General features: G+C 38.4%; 24 protein-coding genes. 10 read left to right on the forward strand and 14 right to left on the reverse strand.

Features of this window, described 5'->3' with window-relative positions:
• Nucleotides 1-46: 46 nt before the first annotated feature.
• Nucleotides 47-1,027 carry a ribonucleotide-diphosphate reductase subunit beta gene (locus FUA48_RS02225; protein ID WP_147581918.1) on the reverse strand — a complete coding sequence of 327 codons (981 nt, stop codon included), beginning with the start codon at nucleotides 1,025-1,027 and terminating at the stop codon, nucleotides 47-49.
• Nucleotides 1,028-1,272: 245 nt separating this feature from the next.
• Nucleotides 1,273-1,860 (reverse strand): DUF3109 family protein, encoded by a 588-nt coding sequence (locus tag FUA48_RS02230; RefSeq protein ID WP_147581919.1) that lies wholly within the window; start codon nucleotides 1,858-1,860, stop codon nucleotides 1,273-1,275.
• A gap of 116 nt (nucleotides 1,861-1,976) precedes the next feature.
• On the opposite strand from FUA48_RS02230, the gene FUA48_RS02235 reads away from it, so the two are divergent.
• The 3 genes from FUA48_RS02235 to FUA48_RS02245 all read left to right on the forward strand — a co-directional run bounded on the left by FUA48_RS02235 (nucleotide 1,977) and on the right by FUA48_RS02245 (nucleotide 3,446).
• Entirely contained in the window at nucleotides 1,977-2,552 is a 576-nt protein-coding gene (locus tag FUA48_RS02235; protein WP_147581920.1) for a MarC family protein, read from the forward strand.
• 71 nt (nucleotides 2,553-2,623) lie between these two features.
• Entirely contained in the window at nucleotides 2,624-2,821 is a 198-nt protein-coding gene (locus tag FUA48_RS02240) for a hypothetical protein (RefSeq protein WP_147581921.1), read from the forward strand.
• A gap of 10 nt (nucleotides 2,822-2,831) precedes the next feature.
• Nucleotides 2,832-3,446: an FAD-dependent oxidoreductase gene (locus FUA48_RS02245; protein ID WP_147581922.1), complete on the forward strand. Its 615-nt coding sequence runs from the start codon at nucleotides 2,832-2,834 to the stop codon at nucleotides 3,444-3,446.
• Between the two features lie 48 nt (nucleotides 3,447-3,494).
• Here the strand turns inward: FUA48_RS02245 and FUA48_RS02250 are convergent, their stop codons facing one another.
• From FUA48_RS02250 to FUA48_RS02260, 3 genes are read right to left on the reverse strand one after another with little or no spacing between them, the layout of a single operon-like run.
• Entirely contained in the window at nucleotides 3,495-5,120 is a 1,626-nt protein-coding gene (locus FUA48_RS02250; protein ID WP_394349203.1) for a S41 family peptidase, read from the reverse strand.
• A 4-nt stretch (nucleotides 5,121-5,124) separates the two neighbouring features.
• Nucleotides 5,125-5,556, reverse strand: a complete 432-nt coding sequence (locus FUA48_RS02255; protein ID WP_129752163.1) for a deoxycytidylate deaminase — start codon at nucleotides 5,554-5,556, stop codon at nucleotides 5,125-5,127.
• A 56-nt stretch (nucleotides 5,557-5,612) separates the two neighbouring features.
• Nucleotides 5,613-6,200 (reverse strand): HupE/UreJ family protein, encoded by a 588-nt coding sequence (locus tag FUA48_RS02260; protein ID WP_147581923.1) that lies wholly within the window; start codon nucleotides 6,198-6,200, stop codon nucleotides 5,613-5,615.
• 165 nt (nucleotides 6,201-6,365) lie between these two features.
• On the opposite strand from FUA48_RS02260, the gene FUA48_RS02265 reads away from it, so the two are divergent.
• Complete coding sequence (locus FUA48_RS02265; RefSeq protein ID WP_129752165.1) at nucleotides 6,366-6,797, forward strand: tellurite resistance TerB family protein; 432 nt, start codon at nucleotides 6,366-6,368, stop codon at nucleotides 6,795-6,797.
• A gap of 29 nt (nucleotides 6,798-6,826) precedes the next feature.
• Here FUA48_RS02265 and fbp read toward each other — a convergent pair whose 3' ends face one another.
• Nucleotides 6,827-7,834 carry a class 1 fructose-bisphosphatase gene (gene fbp, locus FUA48_RS02270; RefSeq protein WP_147581924.1) on the reverse strand — a complete coding sequence of 336 codons (1,008 nt, stop codon included), beginning with the start codon at nucleotides 7,832-7,834 and terminating at the stop codon, nucleotides 6,827-6,829.
• Between the two features lie 112 nt (nucleotides 7,835-7,946).
• On the opposite strand from fbp, the gene FUA48_RS02275 reads away from it, so the two are divergent.
• Together FUA48_RS02275 and FUA48_RS02280 are read left to right on the forward strand one after the other, a co-directional pair.
• Nucleotides 7,947-8,420, forward strand: a complete 474-nt coding sequence (locus FUA48_RS02275; RefSeq protein ID WP_147581925.1) for a GNAT family N-acetyltransferase — start codon at nucleotides 7,947-7,949, stop codon at nucleotides 8,418-8,420.
• The gene (locus tag FUA48_RS02280; RefSeq protein WP_147581926.1) at nucleotides 8,417-9,676 is read left to right on the forward strand and encodes an aspartate kinase; all 1,260 of its coding nucleotides are present in this window, start codon (nucleotides 8,417-8,419) and stop codon (nucleotides 9,674-9,676) included. Before FUA48_RS02275 ends, FUA48_RS02280 begins: the two co-directional genes overlap by 4 nt.
• 28 nt (nucleotides 9,677-9,704) lie before the next feature.
• Here FUA48_RS02280 and FUA48_RS02285 read toward each other — a convergent pair whose 3' ends face one another.
• The 6 genes from FUA48_RS02285 to FUA48_RS02310 all read right to left on the reverse strand — a co-directional run bounded on the left by FUA48_RS02285 (nucleotide 9,705) and on the right by FUA48_RS02310 (nucleotide 15,176).
• Entirely contained in the window at nucleotides 9,705-10,775 is a 1,071-nt protein-coding gene (locus FUA48_RS02285) for a mechanosensitive ion channel family protein (protein ID WP_147581927.1), read from the reverse strand.
• Between the two features lie 149 nt (nucleotides 10,776-10,924).
• The gene (locus FUA48_RS02290) at nucleotides 10,925-11,662 is read right to left on the reverse strand and encodes an SDR family oxidoreductase (RefSeq protein WP_147581928.1); all 738 of its coding nucleotides are present in this window, start codon (nucleotides 11,660-11,662) and stop codon (nucleotides 10,925-10,927) included.
• A gap of 25 nt (nucleotides 11,663-11,687) precedes the next feature.
• A complete protein-coding gene (gene fabF / locus FUA48_RS02295; RefSeq protein WP_147581929.1) occupies nucleotides 11,688-12,932 on the reverse strand; it encodes a beta-ketoacyl-ACP synthase II in 1,245 nt (414 codons plus the stop codon).
• Nucleotides 12,933-12,936: 4 nt separating this feature from the next.
• Nucleotides 12,937-13,368 (reverse strand): PaaI family thioesterase, encoded by a 432-nt coding sequence (locus FUA48_RS02300; protein ID WP_147581930.1) that lies wholly within the window; start codon nucleotides 13,366-13,368, stop codon nucleotides 12,937-12,939.
• Between the two features lies 1 nt (nucleotide 13,369).
• Nucleotides 13,370-14,533: an acetyl-CoA C-acyltransferase gene (locus FUA48_RS02305; RefSeq protein ID WP_147581931.1), complete on the reverse strand. Its 1,164-nt coding sequence runs from the start codon at nucleotides 14,531-14,533 to the stop codon at nucleotides 13,370-13,372.
• Between the two features lie 49 nt (nucleotides 14,534-14,582).
• Complete coding sequence (locus FUA48_RS02310) at nucleotides 14,583-15,176, reverse strand: TetR/AcrR family transcriptional regulator (protein WP_240732527.1); 594 nt, start codon at nucleotides 15,174-15,176, stop codon at nucleotides 14,583-14,585.
• 175 nt (nucleotides 15,177-15,351) lie between these two features.
• Between FUA48_RS02310 and FUA48_RS02315 the strand changes: the two genes are divergently transcribed.
• A complete protein-coding gene (locus FUA48_RS02315) occupies nucleotides 15,352-15,666 on the forward strand; it encodes an HPF/RaiA family ribosome-associated protein (protein ID WP_147581932.1) in 315 nt (104 codons plus the stop codon).
• A gap of 90 nt (nucleotides 15,667-15,756) precedes the next feature.
• On the opposite strand, the gene FUA48_RS02320 is transcribed toward FUA48_RS02315, so the two are convergent.
• Together FUA48_RS02320 and FUA48_RS02325 are read right to left on the reverse strand one after the other, a co-directional pair.
• Entirely contained in the window at nucleotides 15,757-17,460 is a 1,704-nt protein-coding gene (locus FUA48_RS02320; RefSeq protein WP_147581933.1) for a DUF6029 family protein, read from the reverse strand.
• Nucleotides 17,461-17,464: 4 nt separating this feature from the next.
• On the reverse strand, nucleotides 17,465-17,941 hold the full coding sequence (locus FUA48_RS02325) for a TlpA family protein disulfide reductase (protein WP_147581934.1): 477 nt from the start codon (nucleotides 17,939-17,941) through the stop codon (nucleotides 17,465-17,467).
• Nucleotides 17,942-18,253: 312 nt separating this feature from the next.
• Here FUA48_RS02325 and FUA48_RS02330 point away from each other — a divergent pair, with 312 nt between their 5' ends.
• The 3 genes from FUA48_RS02330 to FUA48_RS02340 all read left to right on the forward strand — a co-directional run bounded on the left by FUA48_RS02330 (nucleotide 18,254) and on the right by FUA48_RS02340 (nucleotide 21,707).
• Entirely contained in the window at nucleotides 18,254-19,759 is a 1,506-nt protein-coding gene (locus tag FUA48_RS02330; protein ID WP_147581935.1) for a T9SS type A sorting domain-containing protein, read from the forward strand.
• A gap of 103 nt (nucleotides 19,760-19,862) precedes the next feature.
• Nucleotides 19,863-20,618, forward strand: coding sequence for a T9SS type A sorting domain-containing protein (locus FUA48_RS02335; protein WP_147581936.1), 756 nt, complete (start codon nucleotides 19,863-19,865; stop codon nucleotides 20,616-20,618).
• 30 nt (nucleotides 20,619-20,648) lie between these two features.
• Nucleotides 20,649-21,707 carry an Omp28-related outer membrane protein gene (locus FUA48_RS02340; protein ID WP_147581937.1) on the forward strand — a complete coding sequence of 353 codons (1,059 nt, stop codon included), beginning with the start codon at nucleotides 20,649-20,651 and terminating at the stop codon, nucleotides 21,705-21,707.
• Nucleotides 21,708-21,763: the final 56 nt, after the last annotated feature.

A 21,763-nucleotide genomic window follows, 5' to 3' on the forward strand; every position in this document is an offset into this window, starting at 1 on the left:
TTAATACCGGGTGTCACGACACCCGTGGGGTTGGGGTATATATTTATTAAAAATCAGCGTCAAAACTAATTTTTCCTGTATCATTATTATCTTTATTCAGTACTCCTGCTTTCTGATACTCAGAAACTCTCTTCTCAAAGAAGTTGGTTTTACCCTGAAGCGAAATCATATCCATAAAATCAAACGGGTTACCTGAGTTAAACTGTTTTTCACAGCCAAGCTCTACTAAAAGCCTGTCGGTAACAAACTCAAGGTACTGCGTCATTAAAGTAGCGTTCATACCTATAAGGCTTACAGGAAGCGATTCGGTAACAAACTCTCTTTCTATATTAAGGGCATCTATAATAATCTCTTTAATCCTGTCTTTAGGCACTTTGTTTACAAGATGGTGGTTGTGCAGGTGTACCGCAAAATCACAGTGTACTCCTTCATCTCTTGAGATAAGCTCGTTAGAGAAGGTAAGCCCGGGCATTAAACCGCGCTTTTTAAGCCAGAAAATAGAACAGAAAGCACCAGAGAAGAAAATACCTTCTACCGCCGCAAAAGCAATAAGCCTTTCTGCAAACGAATCAGATTCTATCCACTTAAGTGCCCATTGTGCCTTTTTCTTAATAGCAGGAAACACCTCAATAGCATTAAAAAGCTCATCTTTTTCTGCTTCATCCTTTACATATGTATCAATAAGCAGTGAGTAAGTCTCACTATGAATGTTTTCCATCATAATCTGGAAACCATAGAAAAACTTAGCTTCCGCATACTGCACTTCATTTACAAAATTTTCCGCCAGATTTTCATTTACAATACCGTCAGATGCTGCAAAGAAGGCCAAAATGTGCTTGATAAAATACTTCTCATCATCACTAAGCTTATTGTTCCAGTCGGTGAGATCCTGATGTAAATCTATCTCTTCAGCCGTCCAGAAACTAGCCTCCATCTTTTTGTACCAGTCCCAAATATCATGGTGTTTTATCGGAAAAATTACAAATCGATTCTTGTTTTCTTGTAAAATTGGTTCTACTGCAGACATATCTTTTTGACTTATATGGAATTATAAAAATGATTTTTTTGGTAAAGCGGTTCTACAAAGATTGGCATTTGAATTAAAAAATGAAAGCCAAACTTATTCACAATCAGCGATAGTTTTTAACAACGCCGATTTTTACAGAGAATAAAAACCTTATTCGCAACTTATTGATTACGAACATTTTGAACAAAAATAAAGTTACGGATTTTTTGCGGAAAAACCGCAATATACTTGGCTTTTTGGAAGAATTAATGCCTTCTTTGACCCGGTTCCTGTTTTAGCTCTTCGGCAACATTTTCAAGTTCCGCATACCAGTCAGCACCAAACTTTCTTATCAGCGCTTCCTTTACAAATTTGTACACAGGAACCTCTAATTCTTTTCCTAAAGCACATGCCGGATTACATATATCCCAGCGATCGTAATTTACAGCCGCAAACTCGGTAAAGTCTTTTACCCTTACCGGATACAAATGGCACGAAACCGGTTTTTTCCAGTCTACAATTCCCTGATTGTATGCCTGCTCTATACCGCACAATGCAGTTTGCCCATCAAAAATTACATAAGCACAGTCCTTATTATCTATAAGCGGAGTTTCAAGATCACCGTCAGTACCATGTACCCATGTCCCCTGCGCCTCTATAGCTGCTATACCTTCTTTTCTTAAAAAGGGTTTTATCTTGGGATAAATTTCCTCAAGTATTTTTGTCTCCTCTTCACTTAAGGGAGCGCCCGCATCACCATCTACACAACAAGCCCCTTTGCATGCCGATAAATTGCACACAAATTCTTTTTCTAATATGTCTTCAGAGACAATTGTTTTACCCAGTTGAAACATGCCGCAAAGATAGTCAAAGTTTACCCTTGTTTATCACCTAAAATGGTGCCTGAAAAATTTTAACTATATATCTCTTTATTATTAATACTTTTGTTAATTCTTAAAAACTAAGCTAAATGGGATTTGACTGGAAAGAAATGTTTACAATCAGCATGGTACTTTTTGCTGTAATAGACATTATAGGGAGCGTACCTATTATAGTAGACCTGCGCGCTAAAATAGGACACATACAATCGGAAAAAGCATCTATAGTAGCCGCCGTTATAATGATTGCCTTTCTTTTTGTAGGAGAAGAAATCCTTAAACTTATAGGCATAGACGCCAGTTCGTTTGCCGTGGCAGGTTCGTTTGTACTTTTCTTCCTTGCTTTGGAAATGATACTGGGAATACGTCTCTATAAAGAGGATAACCCTAGCACCGCATCCATAGTACCTATTGCGTTCCCGCTTATAGCAGGTGCAGGAACAATGACTACCATACTTTCCCTTAGGGCAGAATATGAGAAGATAAACATTATTATAGCCATACTTATAAATGTTACGGTAGTATATGTTGTTTTAAAATCTTCCTCTAAAATAGAGAAGCTTTTAGGAGAAAACGGACTTGGCGTTATACGTAAGGTTTTTGGCGTAATCCTCTTAGCCATAGCTGTTAAATTATTTGCAGCTAATGTTAAACAATTGTTCCCTTAGTTTTATATTTAGTACTTTCACAACCTGATAATCACATATATTAATCTTTTTTTGCATCTAAGATTTAAAGAATGAAAATTTTTATTTATACACTTATAGCTATCGCATTAGCCCTAATAATATTTAATGCAACACTACTTGATTTTAGTAACCTGTTTGAAGGAAACAGCCTTGTAGCACTTATAGGTATAGTAGCTTCACTATGTGCCGTGTGCATACTTATTATCTTCAAGATTGCAAGAAGCATTGACGAAAAAACCAGATACTAAGCCGTTTTTTATGTTTGATGTTTTAATTATTGGCGGAGGGGTTTCAGGAGTATCCTGTGCTCTTATATTAGGCTCTGCACACAATAAACCTTATGCTCAGGGCAAAAGGATAGGGATTTTTACCCACCAAAAATCAACTGCATTACAGGACGCATTATTTAATAATGCATACGGAATACCTCAGGGAAAACTGGGCAAAGATCTTATGGCTGAAAGCCTGGAACACCTGCACAGTGCTTATCCTGAAGTGGAGCAGATTGAAAACGAAAAAGTAATGAAAGTGGAAGGTACAGCCGGAGACTTTACGGTTACCACTAACAAAAACACTTACCAAACCAAAATCGTAGTTGTTGCTATTGGCTCTGCCAATACTTTTGCTATAGAAGGGTTAATGGATTATGTTATTCCAAATAAAAAGGCTATGCCTGAAAAAAACAGGATACAGCTTAAAAACGATGACCATTTGGTTACCGAAGGCATTTATGCAGCAGGAACACTTGCCGGATGGAGAAGCCAGCTATCTATTGCAGCGGGCAGCGGGGCATCTGTAGGGACAGATATCCTTACCTTATGGAATAACGGCATCCCGTCGCAACACCACGACAGTACACGTCCTAAACACTAATAAAAATCCAGAATTAAATTATAAGGCAGATGAAAGAATAATTAATTATTATTCTTTCTCATCTGTCAATACGGCTTTTACCATATTGTCTTCTTTAAGCACCATTTTGTAGTAGGCATCCTCTCCTATAAGCTGCCTTACAAATTCGGCAGCAAGATAATGTTTCACCCTGTCTTTGTGCTTTTGCAGGTTAAACACAAGTCCGTTATTAGATAGGTAAGACGAGAAGGCAGTATAATATTTATCGGTAGCAAGCACCTTATCCACGACTTCTTTTTGAGAAAGCCCTTCAAACTGTTTTCTCTCCCTATCCAGTTGCTCAAAAATAAAATAGCTAACAAAGCCTGACTGCATTACCATTGTAACACCTTCATCGCCATGTTTGCCTTCCATAGGCACAAACAAATCAGGTATAATACCACCACCGCCATATACAGTACGACCTTTAAGGGTTTTGTATTTAAGGGTATCAGCTATTTTAATACTGTCGGCAGCATAAAGCTCACCGCTTTCATAACGCTTGGAAAAATCATTAAAATAGGCATCTCCTCCTTCAGCATAGCTTCGCTGAATCGAACGGCCTGATGGTGTATAATACCTTGCCACGGTAAGCCTCACGGCAGAACCATCACCTAGTGGCATTTCGCGCTGTACAAGCCCTTTACCAAAAGAACGCCTGCCCACAATTTTACCCCTGTCGTTATCCTGTATGGCACCGGCAAGAATTTCGCTGGCAGAAGCACTGTTTTCGTTAATCAGTATATATACTTTACCTTTTTCAAAATCACCTCTTGAAGTGGCGAAAGTTAAATCTTCACGATTCTTTTTATTCTTGGTCTTTACAATCAGTAAGTCATTAGCCAATAAATCATCGGCTATACTAACTGCCATTTCAAGATATCCGCCGCCATTATCCCTTAAATCTATAATAAGCGAATTAGCCCCTTCTTCTTTAAGATTTAACAGCGCGTCATGAAATTCATTATAGGTAGTTTCGGCAAAACGATTGATTTTTATATAACCTGTTTTATTATCCAGCAATACCGAAGCATCTACACTTTTAATAGGAACTATATCGCGGGTTACATTGATCTTGAATTTCTTATTATCTGTTTTCCTGAATACCGTAAGCTCTATTTTGGAACCCTCTTCCCCTTTAAGTTTTGAGAACAGGCTGTCGTTAGGCAGGTTTCGCCCAAACAGTTTATCATTACCTGCAAATAAAATACGGTCGCCCGCTTTGATACCTGCCTTGTCTGACGGACCGTTTGGCACTGGCTTAATAACCGCTACAGAATCTTTGTACATATAGAAGTTCACCCCGATACCTACAAAATCGCCCTTCATACTTTGGGCCACCTGCTCCATATCATTTTTGTCTATATATACCGAATGCGGGTCAAGTTGTTCCAGTATGTTGTTAACGGTAAGATCTACTATAGAATCGGTATTTACATTATCCACATACTCGCTTTCAATAAAATCCATAAGCTTATTAAGCTTATTTTTATGGGATCCTGAACCAAGCATTGCATTACCCGAAGAAAAATTGAGAAAACCACCCATAAGCACACCTGCAGCCAATGCTGAGGCTACAATAATAGGCAGGTAAATCCTGTTTACCGAACCACCTCTTTTGTTATGAGGGTACATGTCTCTTTCTTCGTTTTCCATAGTATTATGAATCTAGATCGGGAATGTGCACGACTTCAACTCCTGCTCTTATCAGGAAATCGATACCCGAATTGTCTTTATAGCCGCTTTGATAAACCACCCTTTTTATACCCGACTGATGTATAAGTTTACTACAGTCTTTACAGGGCGACATGGTTATGTATAAGGTTGCCCCTTCACAGGACTGGGTAGAACGTGCTACTTTTAAAATAGCATTGGCCTCAGCATGCAGTACATACCATTTAGTAAGGCCTTCTTCATCTTCACAGCAGTTTTCAAACCCCGATGGTGTACCGTTGTACCCGTCTGATATTATCATCCTGTCCTTTACAATAATTGCACCAACTTTCTTTCTTTCACAATAAGACAGCTGGCCCCACTCTCTGGCTATCCTTAAATAAGCCTTATCGTATTTGTTTAATTTTTTATCCTTCATCTTTAAAGCATACAGTCAAATTTAAGCTTTTTTGACGTTTTTTATGCATTCTATCCTTACCAAATTCTGTTGTTAATTATCATAGGCACAACCACTCCCGCCACAAACGAACAGGTAACCAGTATCCAGTCTCTTAACGAGAAACGGAAAAAAGTTTGTACCGCCCATGAAAGAATAAGTACTATTAGCACAATAATAACCTGTGCCACCTCTATACCTAAGGCAAACTCCATTAAGGGCAACAGTTTATCGTCATGATTGTTTGCTACCAGCATTTTAAAATAGCTTGAAAAACCAAGCCCGTGTATAATCCCGAAAAATAAAGTGGTAAAAGCAAGGAAGTTTACACTGTCCTTTTTACCCGACTTATTTGCCCTGAATATATTATACAGAGCAGTTATGAGTATTGTTACCGGAATGAGGAATTCCACAAGCTTTCCGTTTACATGGATAATATCGTATACCGAAAGTATAAGCGACATACTGTGCCCTATGGTAAACAATGTTACCAGCAGCAACACATTCTTCCAGTCTTTAAATACGTATGGCACGGTTAGTGCTACGATAAAAAGTATATGGTCGTATGCATAAATATCAAGCACGTGGTACAGTCCCTGCTGAAAATATAACTGAAATTCTGACATAGTAATTTTAGTGTTTGCAAGCCGTAAACTTACATCAATTTTTATAAAATACCTTACTGCAAAAACGCCATAACGGCATATTATTGCCAAAAACTTTTAAAAAAATTTTAAAGGAGATAAAATATAGAATTATATTTGCTCAAAATATATAATACATAGAGAATTATGTCAATTTCAGATTTATTTGATAGCGGCTTTAAAAACAGGAATAAAGGTCACTTTTCGGCTATTGTAAGAGTAGCTATGGAGAACGGACACCTAAGTCCTGAAGAGAAAACGTTTCTTGATAAACTTGCAAAACAACTGGAGATTTCAGAAGATGAATATCAGGAAATAATGGCTAACCCGTTAAAGTACCCTATCAACCCTCCTTACCTGCATGTACACAGGCTGGAGCGTTTGTATGACCTGTCAAGAATGGTTTATGCTGACCATATACTTGGACCAAAACAAAAAGAAATACTTACCCGTTTTGCCCTTGCATTAGGTTTTACACCGGGTAACGTACACTACATTGTAGATAAGGCCCTTTCGCTTTTAGTTCTTAATGTAGATCTTGACACTTTCCTTTACGAAATGCAACACATGAATAAATAAAAAAAGCCCCGAAACCGGGGCTTTTTTTATTACTTATATTTTGCCATAAACTCTTCTGCCTTTTCCACCATATTGTAGCTTCCGCAAAAGAACGGAACTCGCTGATGCAGTTCGGTTGGCTTTATTTCCATTATCCTGTTAAACCCGTCTGAAGCCTTGCCTCCGGCCTGTTCTGCTAAATAAGCCATAGGGTTGCACTCATACAGCAGTCTCAACTTCCCTGAAGGCGCCTTAGAACTGGTTGGGTAAATATATATACCGCCTTTAATCATATTGCGATGAATGTCAGACACAAGACTACCAATGTACCTTGATGTATAAGGTCTGTCTTCCTCTTCTGTCTGGCAGTATTTGATATAGTCTTTCACTCCCTGAGGGAAATGAACATAGTTTCCTTCGTTTATTGAATAAATGTTCCCGTCTTTAGGAAACTGCATATTAGGGTGCGAAAGGTAAAAAGTACCTATTGCAGGGTTTAAGGTAAATCCGTTTACCCCGTGCCCTGTAGTATAAACAAGCATGGTAGATGTACCGTAAATTACATAGCCCGCAGCTACCTGGTTAACCCCCGGCTGAAGGAAATCTTCTATGGTTACAGGTGTGCCTACCGGCGTTACCCTTCTGTAAACCGAGAAGATTGTACCTACCGATACGTTCACATCTATGTTAGATGAACCGTCAAGCGGGTCCATAAGCACCACATACTTGTTATTATTAGATTCATCTTTACCTTTAATTGTTATAAAGTCATCATTCTCTTCAGAGGCTATACCGCAAACAATTTCACGGTTTACAAGCGTCTGCATAAAAGTTTCGTTAGCATAAACATCAAGCTTCTGCTGGTCTTCACCCTGTACATTCTGTTCACCAAAAGCACCTACAATATCTACCAGTCCTGCCTTATTTACCTTATAATTAACCACTTTTGCAGCTAATCGTATCGAGTTAATAAGTCTTGACAGCTCGCCCGAAGAATACTTGAATTCTTCCTGCTTTTCAATTATAAATTCCCCCAGTGTCTTGTTGCGTTCTTCCATTACTATAACGTTGTAGTTGTGTTGAGGGCACAAATATCGATATTTTTGTGATATGATAATAATTTATTATAAGATAGCTAAATAGAATGTATTTTTGCCTCAAATTTTGCTTATGGTTATCCGAAAAGGACAAAAAGAGGACATGCCTGCCGCACTGGAACTTATAAAAGAACTTGCAGTATTTGAAAAGGAACCTGATGCGGTGGTAGTAACTGTTGACGAACTGGTAAAAGACGGCTTTGGCCCTAACCCCCTGTTTAAAACCTTTGTTGCCGAAAAAGACAACGAGATTATAGGCATGGCGCTGTTTTATTACCGTTATTCTACCTGGAAAGGAAAAACCATACACCTGGAAGATCTTATCGTAAAAGAAAATCATCGCGGTACGGGTGCCGGAAGTGCGCTTTATAAAGAAGTTATAAAGTTTGCCAAACAGGAAGGCGTTCGCCGTGTGGAATGGGCGGTTTTAAACTGGAACCAGCATGCCATCGATTTTTATGAACGATCCGGAGCAACAGTTTTTCAGGACTGGCTAACAGTGCAGATGGACGAAGAAGGAATTACAAAGTTTACACTTAATTTATGAGAGTATTTAAATTTGGAGGTGCGTCGGTAAAAGATGCTGACGGCATTAAAAATGTATATGATGTTTTGCAGAAAGTAGGGCATGAAGATGTGCTTGTTGTTATTTCTGCCATGGGTAAAACCACTAACGCCATGGAGGTTGTTGTCAGGAACTATTTTGACAAGTCGGCCGAACTGAAGGCATCTATTCAGGAAGTGAAGAAGTATCATAACCAAATACTTCTAGACCTTTTTGACGACGAAAACCATGCGGTTTTTACTGCTGTGAATACTCTTTTTAAAGATCTTGAATATTTTCTTGAGCATAATAAGTCGCCTAACTACAACTTTGTTTACGATCAGGTTGTTAGTATGGGAGAGATTATCTCTACTACCATAGTAAGCCACTTCTTTAACCACAGCGGACTTAAAAACCAGTGGGTAGATGTAAGGGAGCTTATTAAAACCGACAACACCTATCGTGACGCGGTTGTTGACTGGGAACAGACACAACAAAACATTAAAAAAGGAATTAAAAAGAAAACGCTTAACATTACTCAGGGTTTCTTAGGGTCTGACGAAAACAGCTTTACAACCACACTGGGAAGGGAAGGATCTGACTACAGTGCCGCTATATTTGCTTACTGCCTTAATGCAGAAAGCGTAACGATATGGAAAGACGTTCCGGGTGTACTTAATGCCGACCCAAGGTATTTTGAAAACACTACCCTGCTCAATCAGATTTCATACCGTGAGGCTATTGAGCTGGCATTTTACGGAGCTTCGGTTATTCACCCTAAAACACTGCAACCGTTACAAAAAAAGGAAATCCCTCTTTATGTAAAATCGTTTATCAACCCGTTATTACCGGGAACAAGCGTAAGCAAAGGCGCTGATTTAGAGCCGCAAACATCGTGCTTTATCGTTAAGAAAGATCAGCTGCTTATATCGCTGTCTTCTCTTGATTTCTCTTTTATTATGGAAGAAAACATCAGTGAGATTTTCAGCCTGCTGCATAAATACAAAATGAAAGTGCACCTTATCCAGAACTCTGCCATCAGTTTCTCTGTATGTGTAGACGACAAGTTTGGCAACTTTAACGAGCTTAAAACAATTCTTTCTAAGAAATTTAAAGTGACTTACAATGATGACGTATCATTATATACCATCCGTCACTTTAACGACAAATCGGCCGATGCAGTTACTAAAAACAGAGAAGTTTTAGTAAGACAGCTAAGCCGCGAAACATTACAAATCGTTACAAAAGAACTTAAGTAATATAAAAAGCCCCTTTTCAGGGGCTTTTTTATTCATCATTATTAGTATCTACTCCTTTAGGCTCTTCTTTTAGTGCTATACGGGTTCTCGGGAGGCTGTCCGGATAATTTTTCTGTATAAATTCAATAAGCTTTTCCCTGACATATACCCTCAAATCCCAGGAAATGGAGGAATCTTTAGAACTCATAAGCGCCCTTATTTCCATTACCCTTTCGCGGGCATCGGTAACCTGAAGCACATTTACCTGTCCGTCCCATAAATCAGAACCTTCCAACAGCCTTGTTAGTTCTGTTCGTAACTTATCTACTTCCACCTGAAAATCGGTATAAATAAATACAGTCCCTAATATCTCTGCCGAGTTCCGTGTCCAGTTCTGGAAGGGTTTTTCTATAAAATAAGGCGTGGGCACCACCAGCCTGCGTTTATCCCAAATCTTTACTACCACATAGGTTAAGGTAATCTCCTCTATCCTGCCCCATTCGCCTTCTACAATAACCACATCGTCCAGCCTTATGGGTTGGGTAATCGCTATCTGAATACCCGCCAATAATGTCCCTAATGCTTTTTGTGCCGAAAAACCAATAATGATACCTGCTATACCTGCCGAGGTCAGGAAACTCACCCCTATAGACCGTATGCTTTCAAAGCTCATAAGTGCCACTCCTATGGCACATACAATAATAAGAAAGACCACCACCCTTTCCAGTATGGAGAATTGTGTATATACCCGGCGAGCGGTAAGATTATCCGACACCGAGATGTCATACTTCTTTACAAAGCTTGCCTTAAGCACTTTCACAAAAATTATTAGGAACCACGTAACACTTAGTATAAACAATAGTGTCCCGATATGCGCTATTGCCTTAGAGGCTTTCTCGTTAAAAACATCACTGGCTACGCCTATTCGCAGGGCAAGCGCAGCTATAAAAAGAACCAGCGGAATTTTTATGCGATGGGCAAAATTTACAGGAAGTATGTTTTTAGGGTTTTTACCTACCTTTTTTAGTACATAAAAAACTATAGTAAAGACAATTACCAAACCTACTACACTTATTGCAATAAATTTTATGAGGTTAGTGTCAAGATTAGAAAAATTCATTGGGCGTGTATTTTTAAAAGTTGACGGATAAAGTTAGAAAAACAAGCAGGCTTATAGAATCTATTAAAGATTATATTAACATAATTATCTGAAAAACAAAAGCCAACACATAAAATGTTGGCTTTGCACAATTAAATATTCAGAAAGCTTTAAGCCACCGTATTCATAACTTTTAGAGCCTCAGCCGGATTGGCAAGGCTTAATTGATAAACATCTTCTGTTTGCCCGGTACGTATCTCATACCTGTTTCCTGCAATGGCATCCAGCACATCCTCTGCCACTACTGACGGAGCAATGCCATTCTCTCCCCCTATCTCTTTAGAAAGTTCAGTGTTCACTAGAGGAGGCATCAGCTCAAACACCTTAACTGAAGTTCCTGTTAAGGCCAAACGCAATGATGTTGTATACGAATGAAGCGCGGCTTTTGAGGCCGCATAAGTTGGCAGGTGTTGTGTTGGAACATAAGCTACTACCGAAGATACATTAAGTACAGCCGCCTCATTTTGTTCTTTTAGCAATGGCAGAAGTTTATCGGTAAGTCGAAGTACCGAAAAGTAATTGGTTGTCATTTCGTCCACCGCTATATCATACGACCTTGATTCCGCCAGGTTATGTATAAGTGCCCTACCTGCATTATTGATAAGGATATTCAGCTCAGGGAATTCTGCTTTTATCCTTTCGGTAAGAGCATCCACATCAGCTGCACTGGTAACATCAAACTGTATTGCGGTTACATTGCCTAATTCTGCTTTTGCTTTTTCAAGCCTTGCTGCATCTCTTCCTGTAATTATCACCTTGTTGCCCTGCTGTACAAACTGTCTTGCAATTTCAAAACCTATACCGGCACTCCCGCCGGTTATTAAAATGGTATTTCCTGTTGTTTTCATATATAAAAGTATTTGGGATTATTAATTAAACTTTCTTAAAAATGGTACTGGCTGTATGCCCTCCAAAGCCAAAAGTGTTGTTAAGTACATAATTCACTTTGGTTTTTACGGCCTGCTGTGTAATTATATTGAGCCCCGAAGGGATTGCACTGTCAATGTTTTGTGTATTGATTGTAGGAGGGATAATATTATTTTGTATAGCCAGTACACTTATAATACTTTCTATGGCGCCGGCAGCACCCAGTAAATGCCCCGTCATGGATTTTGTGGCACTTATAGCCGGAGTATGATTACCAAAAAGCGTTTTAACCGCTACAAGCTCACTTATATCTCCTAACGGAGTAGATGTAGCATGGGTATTGATATAGTCTATCTTATCGGGTGTAAGCCCTGCATCATTAAGGGCTTTTTGCATACCCAGCAATGCACCTATACCATCGGCAGGGGTAGCTGTTAAATGATAAGCGTCTGCAGCCATACCGCCCCCGGTAAGTTCTGCATATATTTTTGCACCACGGCTAACAGCATGTTCCCATTCCTCCAATATAAGGGCGCCTGCACCTTCTCCGGCAACAAACCCATCTCTGTTTGCATCAAAAGGCCTTGAGGCTCCCTGTGGATCATCATTTCGTTTTGAAAGTGCCTGAGAAGCATTAAAACCACCAATAGAAGCAGGAGTTATAGCTGCTTCACTACCTCCCGCTATCATAATGTTTGCCCTGCCCAGCCTAATGGCATCATAAGCAGCAATTAGCGCCGTGTTTGATGAGGCACAGGCAGAAACCGTAGCATAATTAGGTCCGTGTAAACCATTACGTATAGAGATAACCCCTGCTGCAATATCCACAATCATCTTAGGGATAAAAAACGGATTGAAACGCGGGGTACCATCTCCTTTATGAAACTCATCCAGCTGCTCCTCAAACGTACCTATACCGCCGTTACCCGAAGCCCAAATAACACCTACATCAAATCGCTGTTCCTGTGTCATTGTTCCGAAATCCAAGCCTGCATCCTGTATTGCTTCATCAGTGGCAGCTATGGCATATTGGGTAAAAAGATCGTATTTCTTTATCTCCTTGCGCTCTAAATAATCTTCCGGGCTAAAACTCTTAACCTCACAGGCAAACTGCGTTTTAAACTTAGAGGCATCAAACTTTGTTATAGGTCCCGCACCACTTTTACCCGCTATTATATTCTGCCAGAACTCTTCTACCGAATTACCCAACGGGGTAATGGCACCAAGTCCTGTTATGGCTACTTTTTTCATACACTTATTTTATTTCGGTTTTTATCAGATTGGTATAGCCTCTTGCTATGAGCTTGGTATGGTCTTCATTCCATATCTCACACTGTGCATTTACAATCTGCTTTCCTTTTTTTATCACTGTTGATGTCGCTGTAATAATATCCCCTTCTCGAGCCGAAGCAAAATAGTCTACAGCCAGATTTACAGTTATATGATAATAGGGTTCGCCCATACTTATAAAAGTTGCCCCTATGGCATCATCTATCATAGCTGCCGTTACCCCACCATGGAGTATCCCGAACGGATTGGTCATTTCTTTTCTTACCGTATACTGAAAAGTGAGACTTTCAGGCTGCACAGCTACCATAACCGGATTTAACCAATTCATAAAAGCCGATGGCGAGTTCTCTACTGTTTTACCTAAAAACTGTTTCAGGAATTCTGATGCCTTTTCCATATTACTGTAAATTTTCAATTACTAATGCAGAAGCTCCTCCGCCTCCGTTACAAATTGCAGCAACACCATATTTACCGCCTTCCTGTTTAAGTACCGATAAAAGCGTTACCACTATCCTTGCTCCCGATGCCCCTATAGGGTGTCCCATAGCCACACCACCTCCATAAACATTTATCTTATCCATATCTATATCCAGAATTTTACTGTTTGCCAGTATTACTGCAGCATAGGCTTCATTAATTTCATAATAATCAATATCCTCTTTGGTAAGTCCTGCCTGCTCTAACGCTTTAGGAATAGCTATTGCCGGCGATGTGGTAAACCATTCGGGTGCCTGGGCAGCATCTGCATAACCTTTAATCTTTGCCAGTGGTTTCAGGTTATACTCCTTTACCATTTCTTCAGAAACTAATAATAAGGCAGCAGCTCCGTCATTAAGGTTACTGGCATTAGCAGCTGTAATAGTACCTCCTTCTTCAAAAACAGGTTTTAGTTTGGCTACCTTTTCCGGAATAAGTTTATAAACATCCTCGTCTGCCGAAATTGTCGTTCCATTAACCGTAACCGGGATTATTTCCTTATTAAACTTACCCTGACTAAATGCTGTTGCGGCCTTTTCATAAGACTGTAAGGCATAAGCATCCTGATTTTCCCTTGACAGATGGTATTCCCTGGCACAAATCTCTGCCGCGTTCCCCATGTGAAAGCCATTGTAAACATCGGTCAGGCCATCTTTTAATAAACCGTCTATAACTTCCGTATTACCAAGTTTGGTGCTCTTGCGCTGGGTTATATAGTGGGGTACATTACTCATGCTTTCCATTCCTCCTGCCACAACCGAATTATCAGCCCCCAACTGTATTTGTTGGGCTCCTGTGATAACAGCCTTTAGCCCCGAAGCACATACCTTGTTTATCGTTGTGGCATCTGCCTCAACCGGCAGTCCGGCAAATACTGCCGCCTGCCTTGCGGGAGACTGACCTAAATTTGCCGATAGCACATTTCCCATATACACAGAGTCTACCTTGTCTTTTGGAAACTCTATTTCATTCATTATACCCTCAATGGCAATTTTACCTAACTCCGTTGCGGTAAAACCCGAAAGGCTACCTAAAAACCCGCCTATTGGGGTTCTTTTTGCAGCCACTATAAATACATCTCTCATAATCTTATTTTAATTTTATACCAATCGGTATATTTTAGGATAAAAAAATTTATATCGCTAGTTCATCAATTATTTTTTTGGCATGATCCATCGCTGCATTAAGCGTATTTGTTTTGCCGGTAACCTTAACCAGCATAACGCCTCCTTCTATAAGTGCCACAAGTACCCACCCAAAAGCAGTTGCATCAACATCAGGTTTAATAATACCGCTTTTTTTACCGTCGTTTATTACCTTAACAATACTGTCGTGCCATTTTCTTATGGCAGTAACTACATTATCACGCAGGTCTACATGTGTATCATCTACTTCTGTTGCCGAATTAAGCACAGGACATCCCCAACGCAATACAGGGTTCTCTGTAAAGTCTGAAAAAACACTAATATATATTTTTAGTTTTTTAATCGGGTCGGGCTCATTATCCCTTTTCTTCTTTATCCATTTAGACAGCAATCCGAAATTATAATTAAAGGCAGCAATAGCCACTTCGTCCTTATTTTTAAAGTTACCGTATATGCTTCCTTTGGTTAATCCGGTAGCCTCAGTAATATCAGAAAGAGAAGTTCCGGCATATCCCTTCCTGTTAAAAATAGGTGCCGTTTTTTCAATTATAAACTGTCTTGTCTTTTCTGCTTTAGTCATCATTAGTGTAAAATCTACAATACAAAATTATACCAATCGGTATTATTTACAAAATATTTTTACATCTTTTTTAATAAATGTGATAACAGCCAATCTACTTTTATTTCGTAAATTGCATAGTACATCAGTCTTTTGATGGAAAAATATTTAAAATGAAATAACCTTAAATTTCAGAATTATGCAAATACAGATAAACACAAACAACCATGTTGAAGGACATGAAAGAATGGAAACTTACTTTAGAGAAGTAATTACCAACTCCCTTAAACGTTTTGAAGACAAAGTAACCCGAATAGAAGTTCATGTAGGCGACGAGAACAGCCACAAGTCTGGCGATGCCGATAAAAAATGTACTATTGAAGCACGTATTGCCGGAATGCAGCCAGTCGCTGCCACCAACCATGCTAACACTATTGAAAAAGCAATAGACGGTGCATTAGACAAAATCAAGAAACTGTTAGACACAACCTTTGATAAAATGAAAGCGCATTAAAAATAATGCTCAATGAATAAAAAAAGCCGCTCAGTAACTGAAGCGGCTTTTTAATTAAGTATATAAATAAGTATATAAAGTATAGTAATTTTAGAATGCTGTACTTATTGAAAAAGAGAAACCTGTACTCTCCGGCACAAAACGGCAAACACCACCCACACATACAAGACCACCACGCTGCCTACCATAGTTAACAGCAAACCTTGATGCCCCCACACGGTAAGCACCACCAAAGTTATAATAGTTATTTCTTTTATCCGGATCATCGTTCCCATAGTTAACAATATCCCATACATAGAAGGAATACTTATCGTTAAGGTTAAGTTCTACAGTACCACCGACCCAATTTTTAAAATCGGCATTGGCCCACATGTGCTCACCTTCTACACGAATCGATTTTGAAGGATCAAAATTATAGGTAGCCTCAGCAGCTACTATGTTAGTATGTACCTTTTCACCGCCCTCTAACCATTCTTTATTGTAGAATTGGTTTACATAATAGAACCCTGTATGCCAGCTTTCTGAAAGCTTTTTCTTCACCTCTAAATTAATATCGCTATAATACCTCTCACCGACACCAAAGAACTTAGTATCGTATTCAGAAGGTACAAGCCTGTAAGTTCCGGGAAGATTATACCAACTTGAAGCATTAAAACCTACGTTAGTACCATATTTTCCTCCAAATAAACTTTCAGGAGCAAAATCGTAAAATACATCTATCTGACCTCCGGTTTCTCCGGCTTTCATAATAGCATCGCTTTGAAAGTCAACTTTTGCCTGTGCCTGATATACATAGATATTAGCCAGATTAGAGTGATGCTGCTTGGTTAAAGCAGGCGTAAAATTAAGCACCCTATCATTAAAGTTTAAACTTGTAGACTCAGAATTTACAACTGTTGGTTCCCTTTCAGAAAGGAAACTCATGTTTTCCATCCTCCTAAGAGTTGCATCAATACCCAATCCGTTTGCAGAATAACCAAGGTTAAGCAATACAGCATTACCAGATTTAATAAAATTATTGTTTATCTTATTTTGGATATCTAGTACTGCATCTTTCTGTTTATAGTCATACTCTGTAGAAAGGTAAAAAGACCCGTGAATAAAGTTTAACCTACCCGCTACAGCATTTGTAAGTTCGTCAAAATTAGGATCAGGAATATACGTTTTCTCATAACGACCTACATAGCTAACCCCTACGGAAAGGTCAGATTCCTCAAAAGAAAGAAGTTTGTCAAGATTGAAATCAGAATCAAATCCGTAAATCTTTCCGTCAGACACGTCAAAACCTGTTCGTTGCTGACCGTAAAGGGCAGTTAACCTAACATTATCACTAGGTCTGTAAACAATCCTTCCGCCACGAAGCGCAGTGTTGATACCTAACGAACGGTCTTCCCAGGCTCTTAAAAGTAATCCGCTACCAAACTGCTCATAAAAATAACCGGCAGTAGCTTCAAATTTTTCCGACTTATAGCTTAAGTAATAAGTACCTACGTTTGTACCTTTAAAACCTGGGTTATAATTAAGCAGTGCATTAGGCTCATAGGCTTCACCCTGTATACCTGCTGTCCATTTTTTATACTGATAATTTACATATAGGTAATTGTTAGATCTAAATGGATCTTCAGGATGCTGAAGATTCCTCTCTTTATCATTAAGATACCATTGAGAGTTAGACTCAAAACTACCATATACTTTACCGTAATCTTTCTTTTCAGTTTCAGTTTCAGTATCGTCCTGTGCAAACAGAGATGTACTAAAAGATAACGGCAACAACAGCAATAATACTTTTCTCATCAGATTACAACTTCTTCAACTGGTTGTACAATTCCTCTTCTGCACCCTGGCTGTAACCATTATGTACATAAACTACTTTTTTGTTTTTTACAACAACAGTATAAGGAACATTAACTATACCTAATGCTCTTTTTAAATCCTGATTAGTATCTAAAAGAACCTGGTAAGGCCATTTTTTACCGTTAAGTAATGGTTTAACCCTTTTTTGTGTACGGCTATCGTCTACAGATATGGCAATAACCTCCATATTAAGCTCTTTAGACCACTGCGCATATTTTTCATTTATAGCATCTAACTCCTTAATACAAGGTGCACACCATGTTGCCCAAAAAGAGAATACATATATTTTATCTTTTTCAGAAAAATCGTTTTTTACGTTAAAGCTTTTATTATCAGCCGATTTAACAGTCACATTTGGCATCTCCTTTTGCGCATAAGCTGCACAACCAAGAAATAGTAATAACATTAGAATCTTTTTCATTCTGATTTGATTTTTATTAATTTACAGTTTTCCAGTCAGGTCGCAATATTAAAAATTTTTTAACAGTAATCAGAACTTTTTTTCTTAAAAAATTACCTAAAACCCTACCGATTTAGTAGAGAAATAGACTGATTATTAAAGTTTTGACACCTTTTTTTTATTAATATTGTTAAAAATGATGCCAAAGTTCATTTTTTGGCTGTTTTTTTTTTGCCGTAAATATTTTTTGTATACTTTCGGAAAAATTTTCCAAATTATTTTTTTGTTAAATGACAATTAAGTGGAAACACAAACTTAAAACTACCATCATTCATGAAAAAAACTTTACTTTTAGGAGTTACTCTATTAAGCGGCCTGTTTGCCAGTGCTCAGCTTAATAATGTAGCCGCGCCGGATTTTACTGCCACAGACATTAACGGAGGCACACACACACTATCAGAATACCTTAATGAGGGCAAAATCGTTATTATGGATATCTCTGCTGCTTGGTGTGGTCCTTGCTGGAGCTTTCACCAATCTCATGCTCTAGCAGATTTATACAACACTTACGGACCAGGCGGATCTGATGAGGTTGTAGTATTATTCGTAGAGGGAGACGCAAGTACTCCACTTGAAAACATTTATGGTAACGGTACTTCACCTGCAGGGCCTCCTCAGGGAGACTGGACAGAAGGAGGAACAACTCCATATCCTATTATCGATAATGCTTCGATAGCTAACTCTTACCAAATAAATGCTTACCCAACTGTATTCATGATTTGTCCAGATACAGGTAAAGTATTTACAATAAACAGAGGTGATCTTGATGTATTAGTATCTCAAATCAGCTCAGTATGTGATGCAACTGTAGAAGGTCTTGCTGATTTTGCAAGAGTAAAAGGATATAATAAACTTACTTGTGATGCTGATGCAGGAGTACCTGTAACAATAGGTAACTTAGGAAGCACCATTACAAGTGCAACTGTTGCCCTTAAACAGGGAGGAAGTGTTGTTGCAACACAAACTTTTGATGTAAACATTGCTCCTGGACAGGAAGAAACAGTAATGTTTGACGGTCAGACATTAACTACAGCAGGTGTAGCTTATACAGCTGAACTTACTGAAGTAAATAATAATGCTCCATATAGTACTGACGAAGAATATACAATAACAGATTCATTTACTGTTGCTTACAACCCTGAAACTTTAGAATCATTCAACAACATTCGTGTTGAAGTTAAATTAGATTACTATCCTGCAGATGTACTATGGGCTATAATAGACAGTAACGGTGAAGCTGTTCACATTCAGCAATATGCTGCACCATCAGCTGGTGGAGGTCCTTTCGCACTTACAACTCAGGTACACGATATCACTCTACCTGAAGGCATCAACTGCTATGATTTCTATGTATATGATTCATATGGTGACGGTATGGACTACAGTGGTCCAAATCAAGCTGGCAATCCTGCAAATTATGGCTTTAAAGTTTACTCTGGTGCTCCTGCAGACTTAACTAACATTATTTATGAGCATGATGGTGACTATGTTCAGCTTTATGAGCCAGCTTACTTTAAAACAACTGGCATTTTAGGTAATGAAGAGTTTGCTGCTGATAGCTTTGCTATCTATCCAAACCCTACAAGCGGTATCTTAAACTTTGCTACACAGGAAACTGTTGATGTAACAATTATAGACTTACAAGGTAAAGTTGTATTTACAGCTAAAAACATCAATAATGGTGATTCTATCAACCTAAACACTCTTCAAACAGGTCTTTACATTGCTAAAATAAATGGTGAGAACTCTGAAAGAGTAGAGAAAGTTGTTATAAAATAATTAGTATAACACTATTAAACTTACAAAAAAAGCTATCGGAAATGCTACGTTTCCGATAGCCTTTTTGCTTAAAAAAACACACATTCTTAAAAAAATAAACCAAATGAAAAAGATTATTGTTTTAGCAGCTTTATTACTTACTGCTGTAACCCAGGCACAATCTATAATTGTTTTTAGCGATGATGCTCAAATTAATGACGGAGATGTTATTGTTTATGAAGAATTAGGAGCTGAGGCAGGATATTTACGCTTACAGGTACAAAATACTTCAAACCAGTCTATCAGTCTTAAACTTAAGATGGATTCTATTGAAAACGGAGATAATTTAGCTAACGAAGACGGTGTAGTACAGTTTTGTTTTGGCGGATACTGCTACTATACAGTTTCTGAAGGCACAGCTGCTCCAAACAACCCTGATAACAGCGGTCTTACTCTTGCTCCAGGCGGAGTAAATGACGAAGGTGATCATTTTATAAACGCTTATCCGGGTGATGATGGTACAGGAGTTATTTACAACATGTCATTCATACAAGTTGATGCGGAGGGTAACCAAGTTGGCGACGCTCTTTTATCTTTCCAGTATAAATATGAGCCTCAAATGGGTATTGAAGATTTTGCTTCTTTACAAAACATGGGTATCAACATCAACAATACTGTAGTAAAAAACACTTTTGATTTAAATACTACAGCTAACACTACACTGGAGGTTTATGCTATAAACGGCCAGCTTATTAAAACTGTTAACCTAAAAACAGGAGCACAGTCTGTAGACTTATCAGCTCTTAATTCAGGTGTATACATTACACGTTTTACAACAGAAGACAAAAGAACTTCTCAGGTAAGAATTGTTAAAAACTAATACAGTTTAAACTGTACTATTAAAATAAAAATGAAACGTTTCTTCTTATTTTTTACTTTCATTGCGCTAATCGTAGCAGGCTGTACTTCAGATTACACAGTACTGGAATCAATTGGTTCTATTTCATTAACTGCTGATAAATCTTCTACACAGGCCGGAGAACTGATTACTTTCACCATTATAAATTCTAATGGTGAAAACATAACAGAATCTTCAACTATCTATGTAGACAATCAGCCTATTGAAGGAAACACTTTTACATCTGAGACTTATACTACACATGAAGTTAAGGCTAGTTATGCAGGACTTGAATCTAACTCTGTTACCATTAATTTTCACGACGGCTCTGAAACGAACTTCGTAAAAAGAGTACTTATTGAAGATTACACAGGTACATGGTGTGGATACTGCCCAAGGGTAGCACATGCTATAGAGCTTGTAAAAGCACAAACAGATGAACCTAATCATACAGCTGTTGCTGTTTCGATTCACAGGCCTTCTTCTAACCCTAACAGTCTTAATTATGACCCTTATAATTATGACACATCACAGCTAGAAGCGCTTCTTTCTACTGCAGGATACCCTAAAGGTTACCTGAACAGAATGACTTTATGGCAAAGTCCTGAGCCTAATAACCTAAACCAGGCTATTGCACTTACACAGGGAGAAAATCCTAAACTTGGGCTTGCAATGACTTCATCTGTTAATAACGGTAACATCGCTCTAGATGTAAACGTTAAATTCAGCAAAGATTTTGAAGGTCTTAAACTGGTTGTATACATCCTTGAAAACGGACTTATTTACGAGCAACATAATTATACTGATTATTATGGTGGTGTAGATGTTATTGAAGACTTTGAGCACAACCATGTATTAAGACAATGTATCACTCCTCTTTTAGGGGAAGCGATTAACGGGGTTACTACTACAGGTGAAACATACACAAAAACATTTAATGTGGCTGTACCTGCTAATGTAGAAAATGCTGCTAATCTGGAATTTGTTGCTTTTGTAGTTGATGCTAATGGTAATGCAATTAATGTAAGAAGTGCAAAACCGGATGAAACTCAGGAATTTGAAGAGATATAAAAATATTTTATACTTTTAAAGCCTCCCAAATGGGAGGCTTTTTTTTATTTTAATTA

The organism is Flavobacterium alkalisoli (genome assembly GCF_008000935.1).
Taxonomy (GTDB): domain Bacteria; phylum Bacteroidota; class Bacteroidia; order Flavobacteriales; family Flavobacteriaceae; genus Flavobacterium; species Flavobacterium alkalisoli.

Excerpts from the sequence above, each read along its gene's own strand:
- FUA48_RS02225 (WP_147581918.1), bottom strand. The coding sequence starts at position 1,027 with ATGTCTGCAGTAGAACCAATTTTACAAGAAAACAAGAATCGATTTGTA.
- FUA48_RS02230 (WP_147581919.1), bottom strand. The coding sequence starts at position 1,860 with ATGTTTCAACTGGGTAAAACAATTGTCTCTGAAGACATATTAGAAAAA.
- FUA48_RS02235 (WP_147581920.1), top strand. The coding sequence starts at position 1,977 with ATGGGATTTGACTGGAAAGAAATGTTTACAATCAGCATGGTACTTTTT.
- FUA48_RS02240 (WP_147581921.1), top strand. The coding sequence starts at position 2,624 with ATGAAAATTTTTATTTATACACTTATAGCTATCGCATTAGCCCTAATA.
- FUA48_RS02245 (WP_147581922.1), top strand. The coding sequence starts at position 2,832 with ATGTTTGATGTTTTAATTATTGGCGGAGGGGTTTCAGGAGTATCCTGT.
- FUA48_RS02250 (WP_394349203.1), bottom strand. The coding sequence starts at position 5,120 with ATGGAAAACGAAGAAAGAGACATGTACCCTCATAACAAAAGAGGTGGT.
- FUA48_RS02255 (WP_129752163.1), bottom strand. The coding sequence starts at position 5,556 with ATGAAGGATAAAAAATTAAACAAATACGATAAGGCTTATTTAAGGATA.
- FUA48_RS02260 (WP_147581923.1), bottom strand. The coding sequence starts at position 6,200 with ATGTCAGAATTTCAGTTATATTTTCAGCAGGGACTGTACCACGTGCTT.
- FUA48_RS02265 (WP_129752165.1), top strand. The coding sequence starts at position 6,366 with ATGTCAATTTCAGATTTATTTGATAGCGGCTTTAAAAACAGGAATAAA.
- fbp (WP_147581924.1), bottom strand. The coding sequence starts at position 7,834 with ATGGAAGAACGCAACAAGACACTGGGGGAATTTATAATTGAAAAGCAG.
- FUA48_RS02275 (WP_147581925.1), top strand. The coding sequence starts at position 7,947 with ATGGTTATCCGAAAAGGACAAAAAGAGGACATGCCTGCCGCACTGGAA.
- FUA48_RS02280 (WP_147581926.1), top strand. The coding sequence starts at position 8,417 with ATGAGAGTATTTAAATTTGGAGGTGCGTCGGTAAAAGATGCTGACGGC.
- FUA48_RS02285 (WP_147581927.1), bottom strand. The coding sequence starts at position 10,775 with ATGAATTTTTCTAATCTTGACACTAACCTCATAAAATTTATTGCAATA.
- FUA48_RS02290 (WP_147581928.1), bottom strand. The coding sequence starts at position 11,662 with ATGAAAACAACAGGAAATACCATTTTAATAACCGGCGGGAGTGCCGGT.
- fabF (WP_147581929.1), bottom strand. The coding sequence starts at position 12,932 with ATGAAAAAAGTAGCCATAACAGGACTTGGTGCCATTACCCCGTTGGGT.
- FUA48_RS02300 (WP_147581930.1), bottom strand. The coding sequence starts at position 13,368 with ATGGAAAAGGCATCAGAATTCCTGAAACAGTTTTTAGGTAAAACAGTA.
- FUA48_RS02305 (WP_147581931.1), bottom strand. The coding sequence starts at position 14,533 with ATGAGAGATGTATTTATAGTGGCTGCAAAAAGAACCCCAATAGGCGGG.
- FUA48_RS02310 (WP_240732527.1), bottom strand. The coding sequence starts at position 15,176 with ATGATGACTAAAGCAGAAAAGACAAGACAGTTTATAATTGAAAAAACG.
- FUA48_RS02315 (WP_147581932.1), top strand. The coding sequence starts at position 15,352 with ATGCAAATACAGATAAACACAAACAACCATGTTGAAGGACATGAAAGA.
- FUA48_RS02320 (WP_147581933.1), bottom strand. The coding sequence starts at position 17,460 with ATGAGAAAAGTATTATTGCTGTTGTTGCCGTTATCTTTTAGTACATCT.
- FUA48_RS02325 (WP_147581934.1), bottom strand. The coding sequence starts at position 17,941 with ATGAAAAAGATTCTAATGTTATTACTATTTCTTGGTTGTGCAGCTTAT.
- FUA48_RS02330 (WP_147581935.1), top strand. The coding sequence starts at position 18,254 with ATGAAAAAAACTTTACTTTTAGGAGTTACTCTATTAAGCGGCCTGTTT.
- FUA48_RS02335 (WP_147581936.1), top strand. The coding sequence starts at position 19,863 with ATGAAAAAGATTATTGTTTTAGCAGCTTTATTACTTACTGCTGTAACC.
- FUA48_RS02340 (WP_147581937.1), top strand. The coding sequence starts at position 20,649 with ATGAAACGTTTCTTCTTATTTTTTACTTTCATTGCGCTAATCGTAGCA.